Genomic DNA, 21,078 nt, shown 5'->3' with positions numbered 1-21,078 from the left:
CGGGAGGCATCGACATGGTCTTTAAGCATCAGCAATTCTACGAGGCGCCGCCGGAAATCGAGGTTGAGTTTCCCGGCCGGGCAACGCTGGAAGCAGCCGTTTCCGACGCCCTCGCCTCATCCGGCGGCATCGATGCAAGCGATGTCATGGTAACCGCAAGCGGCACGGCCATCACGCTTTCAGGCTCCGTCCTCAGACAGGAAGAGCTTGCCCGCGCGGAGGAAATCGCTCGTAGTATCGAGGGTGTCACCGAGGTCAGGAATGACATCGCAGTGACCGGCCTCGATCAGGTTCAGCGCGGCATCTGATATTCACCGCCATACCTCTCGATCCTCAGTATTGAGGTGATCGCGAGGGACGGCAACGCTTTTTCTAAAATCGCCCGGTTTTTTGGAACAGGCATCGCCGCAAGCCTCATAACGGCTGTGTAAGACTCATGACAATTTCAGCAAAAACCTAAGAATTGTCATGACTTACCAAAACCCAAAAAACCTTGCCTCGATCAAGGAAATCAGCGCACGACTGGATGACCCAAACCTCGTCATCCTCGATTGCACCTCGACAGTCATCCCCGCAGATAGCGGTAGCGGCTTTGCAGTCGCCGACGGCCGCGGGGCATTCGAAGCGGGCCATATCCCCGGCGCACAATTCGTCGATCTTGAGCGCGACCTTTCCACGCCCTCCGACCATCTGCTTTTCACCCTCCCCTCGGCAGAACAATTCGGCAATGCCCTGAACAGGCTCGGGATTGGAGCAGAAAGCCGCGTCATCCTCTATTCCACCGGCCAGCCCGGCTGGGCGGCACGCGTCTGGCTGATGCTTCGTGCCTTCGGTTTCGAAAACGCCGCCGTGCTGAATGGTGGCTGGAAGGCATGGACCAATGCCGGCCTGCCGGTTGAAACCGGCGCCGCAAAGGCCCGGCCTGCAGCCTCGAAACCCTTCAGCTGGACCTATCGACCCGGTTTCTTCGTAGCAAGCGACGAGGTGGTCGCCCGCACGGAAGACGAGGCTCTGGTCAACGCCCTTGGCGCCGACTCCTTCCGCGGCGAGGCACCGATTGCCTATGGTCGACCGGGGCGCATTCCCGGCAGCGTCAATGTCCCGACATCTTCTCTCGTCGACCCCGACACCGGCCTCTACCTCTCTCAACAACAGATCGAAAAGATATTTGCCGATGCAGGTGTGAAACCAGATGCGCCGCTGATCGCCTATTGCGGCGCGGGCGTCGCAGCCAGCAACGTCGTTTTTGCCCGCACGCTGAGCGGCGCAGGCACGCGCTCCGTTGTCTACGACGGCTCGCTGCTGGACTGGTCCTCGGACCCTGATCGTCCACTCGTCACCGGCTGAACGACATTTCAAAAACAGGAAAGAATTTGATCATGAAACTCCCTTTCGGACGCCGCAGCGCGATCCTGTCCGTGCTTGGCCTCACCCTGCTGGCCGGCATTTCTTCCCCCACATTTGCCCAGGCTGAAGAACTTGCCCCGATCAGGATCGGCATAAATGCCGGGCTTTCGGCAGATGCCGTCAATCAGGCAGCCAAGGAAGCTGCCGAAAAAGGATTGAAGGTTGAGGTCATCGAGTTCACCGATTGGGTCGTTCCCAACGAGGCGCTGAAATCGAAGGAGATCGACGTCAACTATTTCCAGCACCAGCCGTTTCTCGACCAGAACGCCAAGAAGGCCGGTTACGATTTCGTCTCGGTGGGCGTCGGCACACTGACCAAGCTCGGCCTCTATTCAAAGAAATACAAGTCGATCGAAGAACTGCCGGAAGGCGCGAAAGTGGCGATCTCCGACGATCCGGTCAACGGCGGCCGGGCACTCGAACTGCTGCAGTCGATCGGCCTGATCAAGCTCAAGGATGGCCTGACATCGGCAGCCATTCCGGCCGATATCGTCGAGAACCCGAAGAAGCTGGACATTATCGAACTGCCGAACCAGCAGATCCCGCGTGCGCTCGATGATGTCGATCTCGGCCAGGGATATCCGTCCGGCATGGGACTGTTCGGTGTCGATCCGAATTCGGCTCTCGTCTTCGACGGCGTGCAGACCCGCTACGCCCTGCGTTTCTTCGTTCGAAAGGAAGATGAGGCCAACAAAAGCGTTCAGGAATTCGTCAGGACATACCAGAACTCGCCTGAGGTTCGCGCCATCCTCAAGAAGCATTTTGGCGATCTGACCGTCCCTGCCTGGGACTGATAAAAGCCCAACAAAAAAGGGTGCGACGAAAACCGCCGCACCCTTGATCCAATATCGAAATCCAACAGCCCTGCTTTCAGGCAGGGCTGAAAATGCCTCAGGCAGCAACTTCCGCGGCAGCCTCGGCATGCGACGCATTCAGGCGGCGGGCGACGATGTCGTGGTTGAGCCACTGGACCGGGCCGGTCGGCTCGGAGGATTCGGCAAAGATGAGCTTGCCGGTGGCTTCCACCACGAAGACGCTCAGCAGATCGCTGATCAGAGCCTTGCCGTCGCGGTGCATCTGGGAAATCTCGTTCGACGTCGAGATGGTGAGGTCAGCCTGTTCCTGGCTGTTGGCCATCGGCCATGCCGAGAAATCGTAGAACGGACGCATCACGGCGCTGCCCTGCATGTCGGTGATCTTCTGCAGAACATCCTTCATCGAGAACTCGTCCTTCAGAAGCTTCTCGCAGGCCTGCCACTGGCTTTCAGCCCATGCACCGCCATTTTCCTTCTTCAGCGCCAGAAGCAGCGGGATCAGCGGAAGCTCGATACCGGTAAAGACGTCGGAAGAATTGGTGCGGATTTCGGGGCAATTGTAGACGCTGGCCTTGATGCCTGCACCCCAGGCCTTTTCCGCGATGCCTTCGAGACGCATCTTGGCATAGCCCTGGGTGTAGTTCGTGTAGGTCTGCCAACGATAATCGCCGTCGATCAGCACTGCGGTGCCGTGGTAACCATAGGCCGTGTAACGAACCTGGTTGCCGGCAGCCTCGACGCGCGCACGGATCGCGGCGCTGGCATCGATCAGATGCTGGAAGGTGATGGCGGAAACTTCGTCAAAATTCTGCAGGATGAGCTTGCCCAGATCGCTTTCGATCAGCGCCTGCGAAGACATGTGACGAGCAGCTGTGCCCTTGTAGATGCGGTTGGCGATGACGAGGAAAACCTTCGCCTTCGGAATGCCGCCGGCCATCGTGTGGGCGAAGAAGACGTTGCGGCCTTCGCCGATCATGCCGTCGAGAACGGTCATGACTTCGGAAACAGCATTCTTGAACCGTGCGGTACCTGCGTCCCGGCACTTCTGGATATAATCCCAGTCGAGCTTTTCTGTCTGCCAGTTTTCCAGCGTCAGCTTGGTCAACAGCTCGGTCGGCGTCGGGCCGCCCTCGGGCGCATCGAGGTCAAAGCCTGCCATGACCGGGATGTTGATGATCTTGCCGCCCAGACGCGCTTCGGCTTCGCTAAGTTCTTCGGCGTTGAGCGGGCGAAGCGCGTTGTTCTCGTCGCGCCGTCCGACCGTCACACCGACGATCGTCATGCCGGCCCGCTTTGCTTCGTCGAGAAGGCCGGTTGCATATCCGCGACCGAACAATTCGCCGAAGAGAACGAAAACGTCGCCCTTACGAAAGACGGTGTTCTCTGCGAGGCGATTTACTGCGACTGGGTTCTTCATGCTGTCAGCTCTTTAGTCAAATTGGTCTTCGAGTCGTCACTCGGAAAGGGTGTCGACAGTCTCATGACCGGAATGGCACGGAATAGGAAGTCATATTAAGTGACTGTACATTTCAAAGCGTGAACAACGCCTAAGTTAGCGTGCGTGAAAAGGGCGATGGCTGCGACAAATCTCGCCGCAGCCACATTGGCTTATCTCGGCAGCGCATAGGCGATCACGTAATCGCCCGGTGTCGTCCCGACCGACCCGTGACCACCGGCAACGATGACGACGAACTGGCGACCGTCCTCCACCGCATAGGTCATCGGCGTCGCCTGCCCGCCTGCCGGCAACCGGGCTTCCCAAAGCTGCCGGCCATTGGTCAGGTTATAGGCCCGCAGGTAATCATCCACAGCAGCACCGAGGAAAGCGACGCCGCCCTTGGTGATCATCGGCCCGCCGATCCCCGGCACCCCCACCTTCAACGGCAGAGGCAGGGGCGTCATGTCCATGACGGTGCCGTTGCGATGCTTGTAGGCGATCTCTCCGGTGCGCAGGTCGGCACCGGCAACATAACCCCATGGCGGCGCCTGGCAGGGGATTTTCAGCGGTCCGAGGAACGGCCCCATGAACACGCCATAGGGTGCGCCGTCATTGCGGTTCAGCCCCTGCTCCGATCCCTTTTCGTCCTGCCCCTTCGGCGGAATGTCGGCACGCGGCACCAGTTTCGAAGTAAAAGCGAGATAGGTCGGCATGCCGAACATCACCATCCGCTCGGGATCGACCGCGACCGAACCCCAGTTGAACGTTCCGAAATTACCGGGATAGACGATCGTGCCGTTGAGCGACGGCGGAGTGTACTGTCCCTCATAGTTCATCTGCTCCAGCCGGATGCGGCACACCATCTGGTCGAACATGGTGACGCCCCACATGTCCCGGCCTTCCAGCGTGCGCGGCCGGAAATTCAGCGCCGAGATCGGCTGTGTCGGCGAAGCGTGATCCTCGGGGATCGTGCCGCCCGGCGCCGGCTGCTCGGTGACGGGAATGATCGGCTCGCCGCTGCGACGGTCGAGCACATAAATATCACCCTGCTTGGTGGGGCCGACCAGCGCCGGAACGACGGTATTGTCCGGCTTGGTTATATTGATCAGCACCGGCTGGGCCGGCACGTCCATGTCCCACAGATCGTGATGCACCGTCTGGCGCACCCACTTGTCTGCACCGGTATTAATGTCCAGCGCCACGATCGACGACGAGTATTTCTCGACGTTTTCCGAACGTCCCATGCCGAGCTGGTCCGGCACCTGGTTGCCGAGCGGGATGTAGACGAGACCGAGTTCCTCATCGACCGAGAAGACCGACCAGCTGTTCGGCGAGTTGGTCGTATAGGTCTGCCCTTCCGGCAACGGCTGGGTCTGGCCTGGATTGCCCGAATCCCAGTTCCAGATCAGCTGCCCGGAATTGACGTCGAAGGCACGGATGACACCCGACTGTTCCTCAGTCGAATAGTTGTCGTTGACCGCCCCGCCGATGATGATCTTGTTGCCGACGATCGCCGGCGGCGATGTCGAGTAATAATAACCGGCCGGATTGTACTTCATCCCCTTTTCGAGATGCAACGTGCCGCCGTCGGCAAAGGATGTGCAGACCTCCCCGTTCTTCGCATCGAGCGCGATCAGCCTTGCATCGGCCGTCGGCAGGTAGACGCGCTCGGCGCAAGGCGCTCCGGCGGCGGCCGCCTGATCCCTGTAATAGCTGACGCCGCGGCAGGTCTGGTGCTGCCGGTCCGGGTTCATCCCGGAATTGGCGTCATATTTCCAGATCTGTTTGCCGGTCGCGGCATCGAGCGCGATCGCCAGATTATGCGGCGTGCAGAGATAAAGCGCATTGCCGATTTTCAGCGGCGTCACCTGATAGGTGGTTTCGCCGACATCATCCGGCCGCTTCACGTCACCGGTCTGGTAACGCCAGACCTCCTGCAGTGAGCCGACATTGTCGACATTGATCTGGTCGAGCGGCGAATAACGCTGACCATAGGGCGTGCGGCCATATTGATGCCATTCGCCATCCGGCACGTTGCCGCCGAGCACAGGCGCTGCCGCAACCTTTTCTTCCGGCAGATCGCCGCTCTGGCCGAGTGGATCGAAGAACATCGAGACGACTGCAATGACGACAGCAGCCGATACCGCAAGAGCAAGCGGCTTGGCGCTTGCGCCATAACGTGCGCCCGTCGGGCTGATGAAGCCGAGCGGACGGCGGATCCACGGCGTGAGCAGCCACATGCCCAGCAGAATGATCACTCCGCCGCGCGGGCCGAGCTGCCACCAGTCGAACCCAACCTCCCATATCGCCCAGACGAGCGAGGCAACGACGATCACCGCATAGACATGCAGCGCCAGAAGCTTGCGGGCAATAAGCAGCGCCGCGACTATGAGAAAGCCAAGTCCGCAGAGAAGATAATAGGCGCTTCCGCCGAGTGAAAGCAGGTAGGCCCCGCCGCCTGCAAGCGCGATCCCCATCAGCGCGATGATGATTGCCGTGATCCGAATAGCCATGAGCACCCTCGTCATGTCTCGATAAAGCGGCAGAAGGCCTTCTGTCCGCCCGCGCCCTGGACCTGACCCTCCGGTGAATATCCGAACCGGCCCCGCGCAAAAGTTAAATTAGGAGGAACAGTTGGAAAGGACAGAGGTTGGAACACTCAATGCGAGAGGATTGTACCAATCATCGCGAACAGATCGGAACTGCCGCCTTGAAAACCTCATGGCACCCCTATGTCTTTTCTTGAAGTGAGGGAGTTTTCAGACAGCATGCCCTATGAACTTTATTATTGGGACGGCATTCAGGGACGAGGAGAATTTGTCCGTCTGGCCCTCGAGGAGGCCGGCGCCAAATATATCGACAAGTGCCGCAGCTCGACCGGCACGCAGGCGATGATGGAGTTCCTCAAGGGAAGCCACGGCCATGACCAGACGCCTTTCGCCCCACCCTTCCTGAAGGATGGCGAATTGGTCATCTCGCATGTCGCCAACATCCTCTTATATCTCGGCCCGAAGCTCGGGCTTGTTGCTGACGACGAAAAGAGCCGCCTGATCACGAACGGGCTGCAGCTGACGATCACGGATTTCATCGCAGAGGTCCATGATACGCACCATCCGATCAGCACCGGCGACTATTACGAGGATCAGAAGGCGGAAGCCAAGGCCCGCTCAATCGCCTTCATCAGGGATCGCATCCCGAAATTCCTCGGCTATTTCGAACGGATGCTTCCCACCAATCCGGCAGGCAAAGGCTTCATCGTCGGACATGGCCTCACCTATGTCGACCTGTCGCTGTTTCAGGTAATGGAAGGCCTGCACTACGCATTTCCAAAGGCGATGGGGGCTGCGGAGAACGACTATCCGCACCTATCTGCTCTTCGTGACGGGATCGCCGAACGCCCGAATATCGCATCCTATCTGAAATCCGAACGTCGCCTTCCCTTCAGCGAGTCCGGAATTTTCCGTCATTATCCCGAACTCGACCTGACGAGCTGATTCTATTCGATGACCGCGCAGGCAAGGCGCTTGCCGGCGTTGCCGGAAGGTTGGCCGGAATAATCGTCGGGTCCGGCATGGATCATCAGCGCCCTGCCCTTGATAGCACTGTCACCATCTTCCAGCGTAACACCCGTATTGAACACATGCGCCCTGAGCGTGCCGTCCGCCGGCACATACTGGTTCGGCATGTCGCCGGCATGCTGGCCGTTTGCGGCAAGATAGCCGTGTTCCTTATTCGTGGGATTGAAATGACCGCCTGCCGATTCATGGCCGGTGGTATGATCGCAGGTCCCTGTCTGATGCACGTGGAAGGCAACCCACTGACCGGCCGGCAATCCGCTGATTTCGGCGGCGATCATCACGCCGGCTTTCGTACCGGTAAGGTCCGCTTTGCCGATCTCCTTGCCATCTGCGCCGATAAATCTGGCCGTTGCCTTCGAAGCATCCTGGCTCATTGCCATGCTCGGCAGGGTGATGGCGGCAGCTGCGAAAGCTGCAGTCAGCAGATATTTCATGGTTTCCTCCTGGTTTTATGCGGCGGGCTGTCAGCCCGTCTCTTCCCCCAGTTCCTGCAGGATCTGGTGGCGAGCGCGATTGAGCCGGCTCTTGACGGTACCGACCGCGCAGTCGCAGATTACCGCCGTCGCTTCGTAGCTTTCTCCCAGGATCGCCACCAGCGTCAGCACTTCGCGGTAGTGTGGCGGAAGCTTCTGCAACGCACGCTGCACTTCACGCGCCCGCGCCGCCATTTCCTGTGAAGCCGCGATCGGCGTGTCGCCCGACACATTCTCCTCTATGCCCGGCGCCTCGCGCCCGAGAATTTTGGATCGTGTATAGAAGGTGTTACGCATGATCGTGAAAAGCCACGACTTGAGCCTGGTACCACGCTCGAACTTGTCGAGATTGGCGAGCGCCTTCATCAGGGTTTCCTGCACCAGATCATCCGCATCCGAGGGGTTGCGGCAGAAGGTGCGGGCAAATGCGCGAAGAGCCGGTATAAGCCTGACAATATCTTGACGAGCAGGGTCACCGTTCAACTGTGAGTCAGACACCGTTGCCTACCTCTCCTTACTCATCAGGGCTGAATTGACGGGTGGCAAACGCATGCATTCGCCTTTTGGTTCCGAAAACTCGGGACCTGTTTTGCCGTGGCGGAACAAAGCCCACCCGCCGCCCGTTTTTATCGTCGGGACCATTCAAGCACAGGAGACGAGATCATGGGCATGAACAACGGCTCACCGAACACGACATCGCGCGACGATAGTCAGAAGCGGGTCGAGAAATCCGCACGCGAGAAAGGAAATAGGCAGGATCTGGAGGAGCAGCTGAACGAAGGGCTGGAAGACACCTTCCCGGCAAGCGATCCGGTTGCCACCAGCACGACGTCCATTCCGGCCGGCACGCCAAAGCCGCCGAAACATTGAGACAGGGCATGCCCCGAACGGGCGGCTGGCACCGTAGGCCGCCCATTATTTTCGTTTGTATTCATCTGTGACATTTTCGGGATTTTGGGACGACCGGTCTTGCTGTATGGAAGTCTGATATAAACTTCACATCTGGATATCGGTTGCCGGGTCTGCGTGCGGCGCCTCTGAACCTAGGGGTCGGAATGGCGAAGGAAAATGCTCAGGTTGATGAGCGCGAGGCAAGAATGGGACGCCGCGTCAATGGCAAGGTCTCAAGCCTTTTGACGGAGATCGAGAAGGAAGACATTCCCGATCGACTGCTTGACCTCGCCCGACAGCTGCAGACTGCGCTTAACGACAAGCTCGCACGATAAGCCTTTTCGGACAGACCACCTCCCTCTTTGTCCGCAACCGTACAGACGCGGAACTAACGCCGTCTTCCCGCAGTTAGATCGCCGCAATGTCAATCGGACAATCGATAGGGAGAACCAAGATGGCGACGTCAAAGACGCTGGACGACCTTTTCTACGAAACCCTCAAGGACATTTATTACGCTGAGCGGCAGATCGTGAAGGCGCTGCCGAAAATGGCGCGTGGCGCTCAGGACCCTAAACTGAAGGCTGCTTTCCAGACCCACAGGGAAGAAACCGAGGGTCAGATCGAGCGGCTGAAACAGATTTTCGAAATCCTCGGCAAACGCGCCCAGGGCAAGACCTGCGATGCGATCGAAGGCATATTGTCGGAAGGCGAGGAAATTCTGGACGAATTCAAGGGCACGCCCGCTCTCGATGCCGGCCTTCTTGCCGCCGCCCAGGCGGTCGAACACTACGAGATCAGCCGATATGGCACACTTCGTGCGTGGGCTCTGCAGTTGGGCATGAAGGATGTTGCAAAGCTGCTCGATGAAACGCTGCAGGAAGAATCCAGCACTGACGAACTGCTGACCAATCTCGCCGAAGGCGCCGTCAACGCAGCAGCGAAGAAAGCCGCGTGACGAGACAAATGCTTGAAAAAGCAAAGCCCGGATCACTCCGGGCTTTGCTTGGTTCAACGATAAGCAACCGGTCCTATCCCGGTACCGGGGGGCTGCATCACGGCGGCAATGTCGATTGGCAGCATATTCCCGTTAAGGGCCTGGCATCTGAAGATACGGCCATCGCGTCTTCCGCGCGTTGCGAGGTGAGTTCGGGCCGCATCAAGCGCTAATTCGTAACTGTGATAGAATGACGCGGATTGAACGCCATCGATGACATAGACCCATCCGGTCGCATGAGGCATTATATCGCAGTAGTTGTGCATGACGATCATCTCCTTCCCGACAACGGAACCGAGCAACAGCGCAAAGGTTCCAGCATTTCGGGAAGAATTCAACTGATGGATTGCAATGTCTTCACGCGACATTGCAGTTTTTAACATTTCCTCGGAACTTTTTTGCAGTGCATGAGTTTTTCGATTTGGGCAATGGAGACGATGATGGCGGCTTCTCAGGAAAACTGGATCAAGCACAGAGCGTATCAATTGTGGGAGCAGGAGGGTTATCCTTCCGGCAAGGACATGGAGCATTGGGAGCGGGCAAAGCTGGAATATGCAACGCTCAAGCCCACAGCAGGGGAGACTGACGCGCCGAAGAAGGGCGCCGCGGTAAAGGCTCCGAAGGCAGCAGAAGCTAAACCGGCCAAGGCAGGCCCGGCAAAGACGACAGCCACGAAAACGACCAAGACTGCCGCCCCCAAAGCGGAAAAGAAGACGGACAAGCCTACGACGGCCGCTAAGGCCGACGCCAAAGCTAAGGTTCCGGCTGCCGCTGCTGCGGTAAAACCGGAGCAAACCAAGAAGCGTCCCAAGAAAGCGGACGCCGAATAGGCTCTAACGTCAGAGCCAATTTTAAACACCGGAATGATGCAGTAACCGGCGACCCTGTCGCCGGGCAATTCTTTTTGTATTTTTATGGGATGAGGATATGGGCTCGAAAACCGGCACGAATGCAACTCCCCGACATTCATGCAACCGGCCAAGCAACCGGTTTGTTCGCCAGAGCCTGGGACCGTTCGCCGGAACTATCCGGTCTCAAATGCGAAAACCGGCACATTTTGACAAATCGCAACGCGATCACGCGATCTTGCAGGACACGAGCCGATGAGTGCTTATGTTTCGATCGACACACATAATACCCTCTATCCCCGGCGGCGAAATCGAGTAGGCTTTGATTCTGTCGCGGCCCAGGGGGAAAGTGCCAAGATGAAGATATTGTCGGTCACGTCGGAGATCTATCCGCTGATCAAGACCGGCGGACTGGCAGACGTAACCGGTTCGCTTCCCAAGGCGCTTGCACCGCTCGGGATCGAAACCACATCGCTCATTCCCGGTTATCCAAAGGTGATGAAACAGCTTGGCCAATCGACCACGCTGATGGAATTCGAAGACCTTCTCGGCGAGAAGGCAACGCTTAGACACGGCTCGGTCGAAGGTCTCGATCTTCTGGTGCTCGATGCCCCTGCCCTCTACGACCGCCCCGGCGGCCCCTATGTCGATCAATTCGGCAAGGATCACGCGGACAACTGGAAGCGGTTTGCCGTCCTTTCACTCGCCGCAGCCGAGATCGCCGCAGGCGCATTGCCCGGCTGGGTTCCCGACCTCGTCCATACCCATGACTGGCAGTCGGCAATGACTTCGGTTTACATGCGCCAGAACGGCTGCAGCACCCCGGTTGTCATCACCATTCACAACATCGCTTTTCAGGGGCAATATTCCGCCGATCTGCTACCTTGGCTTGGACTGCCGCCGGAAGCCTATTCCATCGACCAGCTGGAATATTTCGGTGATATCAGCTTCCTGAAAGGTGGGCTGCAGACGGCCGATGTGATCACCACAGTCAGCCCGACCTATGCCCGCGAAATCCTGACACCGCGTTTCGGCATGGGCCTCAACGGCGTGCTCAACGAACGAGTGGAAGTGTTGCGCGGCATCGTCAACGGCATCGATCTTGATGTCTGGGATCCGGCTACCGACGAATTCCTGCCTCAGACCTTCGACATAGCCACCCTGCGCCGCAAGCGTGACAACAGGCAGCCGCTTCTCGACCGTTTCGGCCTCGATCCTGACGACAGGGGACCGATCTTTGCCGCGATCAGCCGTATGACGTGGCAGAAGGGCATCGACATGCTGGCCGAGACGGCGGACGAGGTGATCCACAACGGGGGCAGGGTCATTATCGTTGGTGAGGGCGACCACGACATCGAACAGGCACTGCTGGAAACGGCAGCACGTTATCCCGGTCGCATGGCAGTCCATATCGGTTATGACGAACCGACCGCGCATCTCGTCCAGGGCGGCGCGGACGCGATCGTCCAGCCCTCGCGTTTCGAACCTTGCGGCCTGACCCAGCTATACGCCCTGCGTTACGGCTGCGTACCCGTCGTCTCGCGCACCGGCGGACTTTCGGAAACCATCATCGATGCCAATGACGCGGCCATGTCCGCGCGCGTGGCAACCGGCTTCCAGTTCCATCCGGTAACGACCAACGGCCTGCGGCTGGCGCTCAGGCGTGCACTCCATGCTTACGAGCAGCCAAAGATGTGGGCGCGGCTGCAAAACCAGGGTATGAAGACGAAATTCTCCTGGGAGCGCAGCGGCCAGCAATATGCCGCCGTCTACCGCAGCCTCGTCCAGAAAGCCTCGCCGAACACAGGCCTGCGACGCCTGAAATTCTGGTGAGATCGGGCCGGGCGGAAAAGCTTACCGTTTCAGAAACCAGCTCATCCACCGCAAAAGATGCGGCAGGATACCGAAATACATGGTCGGAACGATCAAGACGGTGGCGATGAACATCTTCAACAGGAACGGGATGTCGGCGAGCCACGGGAAGAGGAAATACACATAGAATGATGCGGTGGGAAAGATCCCCATCCAGATGACGAAGGCCATGCGCCAGCGTGCCGGCGGCTTGGGCGGCAAGGCAAGACCCGTTGCCGAAAACCAGAGATCCTCGGTATTGAAGATGCGGTATTCTGGCTGATGGTCTGAAACCTGTTTCAGCCGCTCGTGCCATTCATGCGAAACATCGGACTGGCGCCATTCATCAAGATCCGCCTGTGTGGCGAAAACCTGGACGATATGGAATTCCTCGCCTTCGACCCGCGGCGGGATCAATGTCGAAAATCTGTAACCCTTCGACTTCGACGAAGCTTCCAGCATGCCACGCGCAAGCTCTTCATACTGCGTCTCGTAACCGACATTGGCGCGCCGATGGACGATACGCGTCACCTGGGACATCTGGCCTGATCCTTGTGTGAGAGGCCAGATCCGGGAGGGGTTACGCTCCATGGAGCGGAAAAGGGAAATGGCGCGGTAGGGTGTTCGACTGCTAGGAAAGCAGGAAGCCCTTGTCAACCGGACAAGGGCTCAACCCGTGCGCAAGGCTTCAAGGCCGCCTGAACAGGGCCAGGCTTCGACCTTCCAGTTCGAAATCCTTTTCCTTGGTGATCGTAAGCCCGCGTTTGGCGCTGTCGGATGTGGTCAGTTCCAGCACCCAGCCGCCCTCGCCGAATTGGGGGATACGGAAGGGGACGTTGCCTTCGAACGGATTGCACAAGAGAAGTACGTCGTGCCAGACGCCTTCTTCTTCCTGCAGGTCACCGCGGCCGATATAGACCCCGAGCGTTGTTCCCTCGTCCCATTGGTCCGGCTGCTGGAAACCGCCGCCGGCATTGAACCACTTGATATCCATGCCGTCGCGCCAGTTCTCGCGGCGCAGGAGCGGCTGCTCGGCCCTGAGCTTGATTACCTGGCGGGTGAACTCGCGCAATTCCTCGCAGGTTTCCGGCAGGTCGTCCCAATGGACCCAGGAAATCTCGCTGTCCTGCGCATAACCATTGTTGTTGCCCATCTGGCTGCGGCCGAACTCGTCGCCCGCAAGCAGCATCGGCGTGCCGTGGGAGAAGAACAGCGTGGCGAGAAAATTGCGCTTCTGCCGGTCGCGCACGGCATTGATGCCTTCGTCCTCGGTCGGCCCCTCGGCGCCGTAATTGTACGACCGGTTGTCGTTATGGCCGTCGTTATTGTCCTCGCCGTTGGCCTCGTTGTGCTTCTCGTTATAGGAGACGAGGTCGTTCAGCGTGAACCCGTCATGAGCCGTGATGAAGTTGACGCTCGCCCACGGCCGGCGGCCGCGCTGGTCGTATAGATCGCCCGAGCCGAGCAGGCGTGCGGCGAAATCTGTCGAGACATTGTCGCCCTTCCAGTATTCACGCACAGTGTCGCGATATTTGTCGTTCCATTCGGCCCAGCCGGGCGGAAAGCCGCCGACCTGATAACCGCCCGGACCGATGTCCCATGGCTCGCCAATCAGCTTCAGCTTGGAGAGAACCGGATCCTGCGTCATCGCGTCGAAAAAGCCGCCGCGCTGGTCGAACCCTTCCGGCTCGCGGCCCAGAATGGTGCCGAGATCGAAGCGGAAACCATCGACATGCATGTGCTCGGCCCAGTAGCGCAGGCTGTCCATCACCATCTGCAGCACGCGCGGATGGGAGGTGTTCACCGTGTTCCCGGTGCCGGTGTCGTTGATGTAATAACGGTGGTTATCCGGCAGGGTGCGGTAATAGGAGAAGTTGTCGATACCCTTGAACGACAGAGTCGGTCCAAGCTCGTTGCCTTCCGCCGTGTGGTTGTAGACCACGTCGAGAATGACCTCGATGCCGGCATCGTGGAAGGACCGCACCATATCGCGGAACCCCTGGATACCGCGCGGACCGTAATAACGTGACGCCGGCGCGAAAAAACCGAGCGAGTTATAGCCCCAGAAGTTCTTCAGCCCCTTGTCGAGCAGGTGCTGGTCGTCGGGGAACCAGTGGACCGGCAGAAGCTCGACCGAGGTAATGCCGAGGCTCTTGATATAATCGACGGAAGCCTTGTGGCCCATACCCTCAAACGTGCCGCGCAACTCGTTGGGCAACGCCGAATTGAGCTGGGTAAAACCTTTCACATGGGTCTCGTAGACAACGGCCTTCGGCCAGGGGATATTGGGACGATTCTGGTCCTGCCAGTCGAATGCGTAAGGGTCGATCACCTTGGCCTTCGGCGTGAATGGCGCGCTATCGCGCGTATCGAAGGTGAGGTCCTTGTCCTCGTGAAGGAGATCATAGGCGAAATGCGCCTCGTTCCACTCGATATCGCCGACAAGCTCGCGAGCATATGGGTCGATCAGAAGCTTGCTCGGGTTGAAACGATGGCCGGCCTCCGGCTCGAACGGACCGTGGACGCGAAACCCGTATAGCGCACCAGGCTTCAGCCCAGGCACATAACCGTGCCAGATTTCGTGCGTATATTCCGGCAGGTCGAGCTTGGCGATTTCGATCTTTCCGCTCGGATCATAAATGCACAGCTCTACCCGTGTCGCATGGGCCGAGAAGATTGCAAAATTGACGCCCTCACCATCGAAATTGGCGCCGAGCCGTGTCCAGTCGCCGGATTCGATCGTGAACTGATTGCTCTTCATGTCCATGCAACGCCCCTTCGCGGTAAGATCGCCATCGAGAAAATCTGCCCTACAATCGTGCAGCGCGGCATTTGGTTCCGCCTTCGTTTTGCGCGGAACGAGATCGTCGCCAGGATCGTTCTCCGCTTCGCGTCCCGTCTATCTTTCACGCTGCGACAGGAGGGTAAAAATATGACATCTCTGACACCACAGGAACTCGAAGGTCGGCTCAACGCTCATCGCGAACTGATGATCGAAATGCTGTCAGCCATGATCGGTGGCGAAGTGACAATCACGACATTCCTCAAGAAGCTGCGCGATGACGCGACCTTCAAGGATAACGAGGAAGATCCAGGCGTGATGCCGGACAGCGCTTTCGCGATCGAAAACGCCTCCGCCCGTGAAATTCGCGCCATACTGGAAGCCGCGCGGGCGCGGGCTTCCGCGAGCTAGATACCATGTCGGCATCGTGTTTCAGCACATTTTAATATTTGTGGCCGTCCTGCCATCTTTATGGCAATTTCATGGAACTAGAATGGCAACAGCACGTTCTTGGTCCAGAGTTCGATGGAGGCGACCATGGTCAGGGAATGGTTTGAAGTTGCAGGTTTCGCGCTGGTCATTGCCGCCTGCTATATGTTCGTTATTCCGGTTTGAAGTTTCCCGAGGAGGGGAATGAGGCCTCGACAAAAGAGGCCCCAAGCTCTCGTGGCCTAGTGGCCGCGGGAGCATTATGCTTGAGGCGAAAGGCCATCCAGAACAGCCTCGCGATCCATTGCCGGATGTAAAATTGTGGGAACGTTTCTCCGCCCGGGCTTGTTAGCCCTCGTGACAGGTCGCCACTTGTTATCGCGAGCGACTGATACGGGAGACTGCCATGCTGCACTTATTCAGAATGCTCAGGAACCGTTTTCTGACCCGGCGGGAACAGTCGACATTCCATGTCGCCCGCCCGCAAGATCTTCAGGTCGTGGTTCCGGAAGCCGTTGCGCTTCCGCTTCCCAAGACACCGCGTGAAGAAATCAGCGTGCCCGCATCAATCAACGGACGCGACCTGTCGACCGGCAGGCTCTAGAGACTGACGAGCCACCGCTCATCTCAAGAAGAACAATCCCAAAAGGAGCTTATCATGGCGAATATCGATTCCGCCAATATCCTCATCTTGGCCACCGATGGCTACGAACGTTCGGAACTGCGCGTGCCTTACGACGAGCTGAAAAAGCGCGGAGCCGAAGTGAAAATCGCCTCGATCAAATCCGGCGAGATCAGGAGCTGGGACGAGAAAGACTGGGGCGACAGTGTGACCGTCGATCTCGATGTCAAGGAAGCGAAGGTGGAGGATTTTGACGCGCTCGTTCTGCCCGGTGGCCAGATCAACCCGGATGTCCTGCGCAAGAACGAGGACGCCGTACAGCTGGTTCGCGATTTCATCAGCCGCGGCAAACCGGTAGCCGCCATCTGCCATGGTCCATGGCTGCTGGTCGAGGCCGATGCCCTGCGCGGACGCAAGGCAACCTCCTATGCATCTATCCGCACCGACCTGCGCAATGCCGGCGCCAACTGGAAGGATGAAGCCGTCGTGGTCGACAGCGGCATCATCACATCGCGCTCGCCAAAAGACCTCGCAGCCTTCGTCGACAAGATCGTCGAGGAAGTTGAAGAAGGCCTGCACCAGCGCCGCGCTGCCTGATTGCCCTACTTCGATCTGGTGGAGGCCCCTCATCCGGCTGCCGCCACCTTCTCCCCGCTTGCGGGGGGAAGGAACATGCCGCACCGGCGCCGGCTCTCCCTACCGCCTATATCAGGAACGTCATTTCGCCACGCGCGGGGAGAGAGCGAGGGGCAACTGGACGAGCGCAAGAGCTTAGCTGCAATCCAGCGCCACCTGGCCTTACTCTTCCTTCAAAAATGCCAGTAAACGCGCCTCGTTCATCCGCAATCCGCGCGGCGGAGACTTGGATGTTTTTCCGGCCTCCATGATCCGACGCAACGGCGCATCATCCTCAGCAAGATCGAGAATGCTCGGATGGATATAGCTTGAGCGGCAGACGGCGGGCGTGTTCTGCAGCACATCCGAAGCGGCTTTGGTCAGCGCCTTTATCTTCGGCCGCTTGCCCTCTTCCTCCAAGATCGTCCATGCCGTCATGAAAGCGGCCAAGCTGCCACCCCAGGTGCGAAAGGTCTTGGCCGAAACCGGAAAGCCGGCAGCCTTGGCGAGATAGGCGTTGAGCCTGCCGGAATCGACCGAACGGGCGGTGCCGTGCTCGTCTGGAAATGAAAACAGCTGGCGGCCGGGAAGATCAGCGATCTCTTCCAGAATGCGCTGCAGTCGTGGATGTTTGAGCGTGTGCTGCACGCGCTTGCCGCCCTTGGCCGTGAATTTCAAAAGCACACCGTCGCCGGACAGGATCATGTGACGTTTCAGAAGCGTCGTTGCCCCGTAGGTACGGTTTTCCTTGGCATAGGCTTTGTTGCCGACGCGCAGATGCGTCACATCCATCAGCGCCACGAGGGCGGCCAGCACGCAATCGGACTTGTCGAGACCGAGCGCAAGATCGCGCTTCACCTTGCGGCGAATGCGCGGCAAGGCCTCGCAGAACCGGGCCAACTGATCGAACTTCTGCTCGCTGCGAAAGCTCTGCCAGTCGGCATGATACCGATACTGCTTTCGCCCGCGGGAATCGTAACCCGTCGCCTGCAGATGCCCCTGCGGGTCCATGCAGATCCAGACATTGTCATAGGCCGGAGGAAGCCCCAGCGCCGAGATACGCAGCCGGTCGTCTTCATCTGTCAGAAGCAATCCGTCCGGCAGCTTGTAGCAAAAGCCCTTGCCGCGCTTTAGTCGGCGAATGCCCGGCTCCGTATCGCTGACATAGGTAAGCCCGATGGCTTTGAGCGAAGCGGCGTCGATTTCGATTGTTTTGAACGACAGATCCATGAGCGCTAAAACGACGCGAACCACGCTTCGTTCCTGCGCGAACCGATCAAATCACGTCGAACTACATTGCCAGACTGCGCCGCTCGTCGACGGCATCGTCGCGCTCCAGATTGGCGCGCGGCGCCACAAGTCTCCAGACAAGGCCTTCCGGGCGGAATTCGACATCCACCTGACCGCCAAAGGCAGCAACTGCGTGGCGCTGGATGATGGTCGTTCCAAACCCCTTGCGGGAGGGCTCGCTAACCAGCGGCCCGCCGCTTTCTTCCCAGACCAGCCTGATCTTCGGCTCGCCGTCATCGTCGGGAGCGACATCGTCCCACGAAATCCGTACACGCCCATGCGGCACCGACAGTGCGCCATATTTGACCGAATTGGTCGCCAACTCGTGCAGCACGAGGCCGAGATTCTGGACCGCCTCTGCCTTGAGCATGAAATCCTCGCCCGACACCAGAAGCCGGTCACCGGCCTCGAAGGTCGAAAGATGAATCTCGATGACGCGCATCAGCCGCACACCGGCCCATTGCTCCTTGGCCAGCGCCTCGATGGATTTTCCAAGCCCGTGCAGGCGTGTGCTGATCGCCTTCTGGAATTCCGGCATGGTCGTGTCCTGACGGCCGAGCTGGCGCATCATCGCCTGCACCAGCGTCAGGATATTCTTCGTGCGATGCACCAGTTCATGCAGGATGAGATGGATACGGTCTTCGGCCTCGCTGCGGTCGAAGGACGCATTCGACAGCGCGACCGCCACCTGATTGGCCTCGGTGATACGCGTCTCGACCGGCGAGACGATCTCACCCTTGCCGATCCTGTCCGCCATGTCGGCGATCTGCCGGATCGGCGTGCGAAGCTGACGGGCAATCGTATAGGCAAACAGAACCGCCAGCGTGAGAAAGATCACGCCCCCCGCGACCAGTTGCTTGAATGTGGTGATGATGCCTTCCTGCGCCGAGGCGATCGGCCCCCAGACGACGGCCTTCCATGTCCAGCCGGTGATCTGGGCATAGCCGTACATCTGCCTCTCATCACCTTCGACATCTTCGATCGTGCCCTTGAAGCCGGTCATCAACCTTAGCGTATCGGGATCGAACGGCTTGCCGGATGCTATTCTGTCGGCCCCACCAGAAGCCACGACCTGCCCCTGTCCGTCGATGACCGCAGCCGACCAGCCTGCAGGAAGTCCCTCGATGGAAATCAGCTTTTCCATGTCTTCGGCATTCTGCGTCATGATGATCGCAGAACCGGAATGCGAAAGCGCATCCGGCAGCGGCATGGCAACGTTGAACACCCACCTGTTGCTCGTCTTGCCGTAAAACACGCTGGAGACTTCGGTAATGCCCGACCTGAGCACCGATTCCAGTGCCGGCATGTTCGACATGCTGGGCAGCGGATCACCGAAGGGCGAACGGGTGTTGAGCCGCTGCTGGCCATCCTTGTCGACGACGATGACATAAAGCGAATTGGAGCGCAGGCTGCGCTGGGTGCGGTCGTGGAAGGCTCTCAGGTCACCGGCTTCAAGCTCCGGCGAGGTAATCAGAAGGCGAAGCGTCGTCGCCATGTCCTGCAATTCGCGATCGACGGAGCGCGCAATCAGCTGCGCATCCTCGGCGGTCTCGTTGGCTAGTCCTTCGCGTTCCTGCCCCTCGAGTTGCAGGACAAGAAAACCGACAAAAGCCAGCAACGGCAAGGCGACGACAATCACCAGCGCCATCAGATAGGCGCCGATCGAGGCTGTGGGAAAAAGACGCGAAAACTTAAACATTCCGCTATCTTAAGCCAATAATAAAGCTGCAGGCAGAAGCCCGCCCGCTGTCACTGATCATCAGTCGTCCCGCCCTACGCTAATACATCTTAGCCAAAACGGTTCTAACTGCTTTTGCAGATCGCGCCAACATGTGTTTGGAACAACTGAGCTGTGCGTTGCCCCACAATGTTGCGAAAACGTGTCTGCCGTATCGTTTCGGGACAATCGACAAATGTGTGGAACTTAGCCTGCCCGACGAAGATCAGCCAATCCGCTGCCCGCTTTGGGGATCGAAAACCACTGCCTTGTCGAGATTGAAGACGAAGCGGAATGTCTGGCCGGGTTCGACAACGGTTTCCGCGCGGGCGCGACCGGTAAACGTCGTGCCGTCGAGTTTTCCGGTTACGAACGTATCCGATCCGGTCGGTTCGACGATGGTGACCTCCGCATCGATCTGCGCACTGGCCAAGGCAGCGGCATCGGCAGAGCCTTCGTCGGAAATCGCCTCAGGGCGTAGACCGACGATGACCTCCTTCCCCTCGGCGAGCGGTGTCGTGACCGAAGGCGGAACCCTGACGGTCACGCCTTGGCCACCGGCGCCGAACAGCTGGATACCGCCTGAAACCGCCCTGCCCTTCAACATGTTCATCGCCGGCGATCCCATGAAATCCGCGACGAAGAGATTGGCCGGACGGTTGTAGATTTCCGCCGGCGTGCCGACCTGCTGGACGATACCTTCCTTCAGCACGACGATCTTGGTGGCGAGCGTCATAGCCTCGATCTGGTCGTGGGTGACATAAACGATCGTCGCATGCGTGTTCTGATGCAGCGCCTTTATCTCGGCACGCACTTCGACGCGCAGCTTGGCATCGAGGTTCGAAAGCGGCTCGTCGAACAGGAAGACGCGCGGCTTGCGCACCAGCGCACGGCCCATCGCCACACGCTGGCGCTGACCGCCGGAAAGCTGGCTCGGGCGACGGGTCAGGAGATGCTCGATCTGCAGGGTTTTCGCCACCTGCGCCACAGCCTTTGCACGCTCAGTTTTGTCGACGCCGCGCATTTCCAGCGCAAAGGCGATGTTCTCTTCGACAGTCATGTTCGGATAAAGCGCATAGGACTGGAAGACCATGGCGATATCGCGCTTCGATGGGTGCAGGTCTGTCACCACCTGGCCGTCGATGACAATGTCACCCGAGGACGGCGGCAGAAGACCGGCGATCGCATTCAGAAGCGTGGACTTGCCGCAACCGGACGGGCCGACCAGCACGAGGAAGCCGCCCTTTTCCAGCTCGATATCGATACCCTTGAGGATCTCGACGCTGCCGATCTTCTTGCGGATGTTCTTGATCTGAAGAAAGCTCATG

Annotated in this window: 22 protein-coding genes; 12 read left to right on the top strand and 10 right to left on the bottom strand. The window is 58.8% G+C overall.

Annotated features, from left to right (window positions below):
• Nucleotides 1-14 precede the first annotated feature (14 nt).
• From GGE33_RS01215 to GGE33_RS01205, 3 genes are all read left to right on the top strand, one after another.
• The gene (locus GGE33_RS01215; protein ID WP_183820939.1) at nucleotides 15-308 is read left to right on the top strand and encodes a BON domain-containing protein; all 294 of its coding nucleotides are present in this window, start codon (nucleotides 15-17) and stop codon (nucleotides 306-308) included.
• A 160-nt stretch (nucleotides 309-468) separates the two neighbouring features.
• Nucleotides 469-1,347: a sulfurtransferase gene (locus GGE33_RS01210; protein WP_183820938.1), complete on the top strand. Its 879-nt coding sequence runs from the start codon at nucleotides 469-471 to the stop codon at nucleotides 1,345-1,347.
• A gap of 32 nt (nucleotides 1,348-1,379) precedes the next feature.
• Nucleotides 1,380-2,201 carry a MetQ/NlpA family ABC transporter substrate-binding protein gene (locus GGE33_RS01205; RefSeq protein WP_183820937.1) on the top strand — a complete coding sequence of 274 codons (822 nt, stop codon included), beginning with the start codon at nucleotides 1,380-1,382 and terminating at the stop codon, nucleotides 2,199-2,201.
• Between the two features lie 97 nt (nucleotides 2,202-2,298).
• Here GGE33_RS01205 and GGE33_RS01200 read toward each other — a convergent pair whose 3' ends face one another.
• Entirely contained in the window at nucleotides 2,299-3,639 is a 1,341-nt protein-coding gene (locus GGE33_RS01200) for an enoyl ACP reductase FabMG family protein (protein ID WP_183820936.1), read from the bottom strand.
• 191 nt (nucleotides 3,640-3,830) lie between these two features.
• Complete coding sequence (locus GGE33_RS01195; RefSeq protein ID WP_183820935.1) at nucleotides 3,831-6,173, bottom strand: glucose/quinate/shikimate family membrane-bound PQQ-dependent dehydrogenase; 2,343 nt, start codon at nucleotides 6,171-6,173, stop codon at nucleotides 3,831-3,833.
• Between the two features lie 255 nt (nucleotides 6,174-6,428).
• Here GGE33_RS01195 and GGE33_RS01190 point away from each other — a divergent pair, with 255 nt between their 5' ends.
• Nucleotides 6,429-7,154, top strand: coding sequence for a glutathione S-transferase (locus GGE33_RS01190; RefSeq protein WP_183820934.1), 726 nt, complete (start codon nucleotides 6,429-6,431; stop codon nucleotides 7,152-7,154).
• 2 nt (nucleotides 7,155-7,156) lie between these two features.
• On the opposite strand, the gene GGE33_RS01185 is transcribed toward GGE33_RS01190, so the two are convergent.
• On the bottom strand, nucleotides 7,157-7,672 hold the full coding sequence (locus GGE33_RS01185; protein WP_148143099.1) for a superoxide dismutase family protein: 516 nt from the start codon (nucleotides 7,670-7,672) through the stop codon (nucleotides 7,157-7,159).
• 30 nt (nucleotides 7,673-7,702) lie between these two features.
• A complete protein-coding gene (locus GGE33_RS01180; RefSeq protein WP_343062176.1) occupies nucleotides 7,703-8,209 on the bottom strand; it encodes a sigma-70 family RNA polymerase sigma factor in 507 nt (168 codons plus the stop codon).
• 165 nt (nucleotides 8,210-8,374) lie between these two features.
• On the opposite strand from GGE33_RS01180, the gene GGE33_RS01175 reads away from it, so the two are divergent.
• From GGE33_RS01175 to GGE33_RS01165, 3 genes are all read left to right on the top strand, one after another.
• The gene (locus GGE33_RS01175; RefSeq protein WP_183820933.1) at nucleotides 8,375-8,581 is read left to right on the top strand and encodes a hypothetical protein; all 207 of its coding nucleotides are present in this window, start codon (nucleotides 8,375-8,377) and stop codon (nucleotides 8,579-8,581) included.
• Between the two features lie 185 nt (nucleotides 8,582-8,766).
• Complete coding sequence (locus GGE33_RS01170; RefSeq protein WP_183685317.1) at nucleotides 8,767-8,937, top strand: hypothetical protein; 171 nt, start codon at nucleotides 8,767-8,769, stop codon at nucleotides 8,935-8,937.
• 119 nt (nucleotides 8,938-9,056) lie between these two features.
• Nucleotides 9,057-9,557 (top strand): YciE/YciF ferroxidase family protein, encoded by a 501-nt coding sequence (locus tag GGE33_RS01165; protein ID WP_183820932.1) that lies wholly within the window; start codon nucleotides 9,057-9,059, stop codon nucleotides 9,555-9,557.
• 53 nt (nucleotides 9,558-9,610) lie between these two features.
• On the opposite strand, the gene GGE33_RS01160 is transcribed toward GGE33_RS01165, so the two are convergent.
• On the bottom strand, nucleotides 9,611-9,964 hold the full coding sequence (locus tag GGE33_RS01160; protein ID WP_183820931.1) for a hypothetical protein: 354 nt from the start codon (nucleotides 9,962-9,964) through the stop codon (nucleotides 9,611-9,613).
• Nucleotides 9,965-10,003: 39 nt separating this feature from the next.
• On the opposite strand from GGE33_RS01160, the gene GGE33_RS01155 reads away from it, so the two are divergent.
• Nucleotides 10,004-10,426 carry a DUF2934 domain-containing protein gene (locus tag GGE33_RS01155; protein WP_246435678.1) on the top strand — a complete coding sequence of 141 codons (423 nt, stop codon included), beginning with the start codon at nucleotides 10,004-10,006 and terminating at the stop codon, nucleotides 10,424-10,426.
• Between the two features lie 375 nt (nucleotides 10,427-10,801).
• A complete protein-coding gene (gene glgA / locus GGE33_RS01150; protein ID WP_183820930.1) occupies nucleotides 10,802-12,277 on the top strand; it encodes a glycogen synthase GlgA in 1,476 nt (491 codons plus the stop codon).
• A 21-nt stretch (nucleotides 12,278-12,298) separates the two neighbouring features.
• On the opposite strand, the gene GGE33_RS01145 is transcribed toward glgA, so the two are convergent.
• Entirely contained in the window at nucleotides 12,299-12,835 is a 537-nt protein-coding gene (locus tag GGE33_RS01145; RefSeq protein ID WP_183820929.1) for an antibiotic biosynthesis monooxygenase, read from the bottom strand.
• Nucleotides 12,836-12,983: 148 nt separating this feature from the next.
• A complete protein-coding gene (gene glgX / locus GGE33_RS01140; protein ID WP_210303557.1) occupies nucleotides 12,984-15,062 on the bottom strand; it encodes a glycogen debranching protein GlgX in 2,079 nt (692 codons plus the stop codon).
• Nucleotides 15,063-15,227: 165 nt separating this feature from the next.
• On the opposite strand from glgX, the gene GGE33_RS01135 reads away from it, so the two are divergent.
• The 3 genes from GGE33_RS01135 (at nucleotide 15,228) to GGE33_RS01125 (ending at nucleotide 16,725) form a co-directional block, all read left to right on the top strand.
• Nucleotides 15,228-15,488 carry a hypothetical protein gene (locus GGE33_RS01135; RefSeq protein WP_183820928.1) on the top strand — a complete coding sequence of 87 codons (261 nt, stop codon included), beginning with the start codon at nucleotides 15,228-15,230 and terminating at the stop codon, nucleotides 15,486-15,488.
• 424 nt (nucleotides 15,489-15,912) lie between these two features.
• On the top strand, nucleotides 15,913-16,110 hold the full coding sequence (locus tag GGE33_RS01130) for a hypothetical protein (RefSeq protein WP_148143091.1): 198 nt from the start codon (nucleotides 15,913-15,915) through the stop codon (nucleotides 16,108-16,110).
• A 54-nt stretch (nucleotides 16,111-16,164) separates the two neighbouring features.
• A complete protein-coding gene (locus tag GGE33_RS01125; protein ID WP_183820927.1) occupies nucleotides 16,165-16,725 on the top strand; it encodes a type 1 glutamine amidotransferase domain-containing protein in 561 nt (186 codons plus the stop codon).
• 201 nt (nucleotides 16,726-16,926) lie between these two features.
• Here the strand turns inward: GGE33_RS01125 and GGE33_RS01120 are convergent, their stop codons facing one another.
• The 3 genes from GGE33_RS01120 to GGE33_RS01110 all read right to left on the bottom strand — a co-directional run bounded on the left by GGE33_RS01120 (nucleotide 16,927) and on the right by GGE33_RS01110 (nucleotide 21,077).
• Entirely contained in the window at nucleotides 16,927-17,946 is a 1,020-nt protein-coding gene (locus GGE33_RS01120) for a DNA topoisomerase IB (RefSeq protein WP_183822224.1), read from the bottom strand.
• A gap of 88 nt (nucleotides 17,947-18,034) precedes the next feature.
• The gene (locus GGE33_RS01115) at nucleotides 18,035-19,732 is read right to left on the bottom strand and encodes a sensor histidine kinase (protein ID WP_183820926.1); all 1,698 of its coding nucleotides are present in this window, start codon (nucleotides 19,730-19,732) and stop codon (nucleotides 18,035-18,037) included.
• A gap of 244 nt (nucleotides 19,733-19,976) precedes the next feature.
• Nucleotides 19,977-21,077, bottom strand: a complete 1,101-nt coding sequence (locus tag GGE33_RS01110) for an ABC transporter ATP-binding protein (RefSeq protein WP_183820925.1) — start codon at nucleotides 21,075-21,077, stop codon at nucleotides 19,977-19,979.
• Nucleotide 21,078: the final 1 nt, after the last annotated feature.

It is taken from the genome of Aliirhizobium cellulosilyticum, from assembly GCF_014198105.1.
Taxonomy (GTDB): domain Bacteria; phylum Pseudomonadota; class Alphaproteobacteria; order Rhizobiales; family Rhizobiaceae; genus Neorhizobium; species Neorhizobium cellulosilyticum.
Note: the sequence above shows the minus strand (reverse complement) of the source record. Positions and strands in the feature narration are given on the sequence as shown.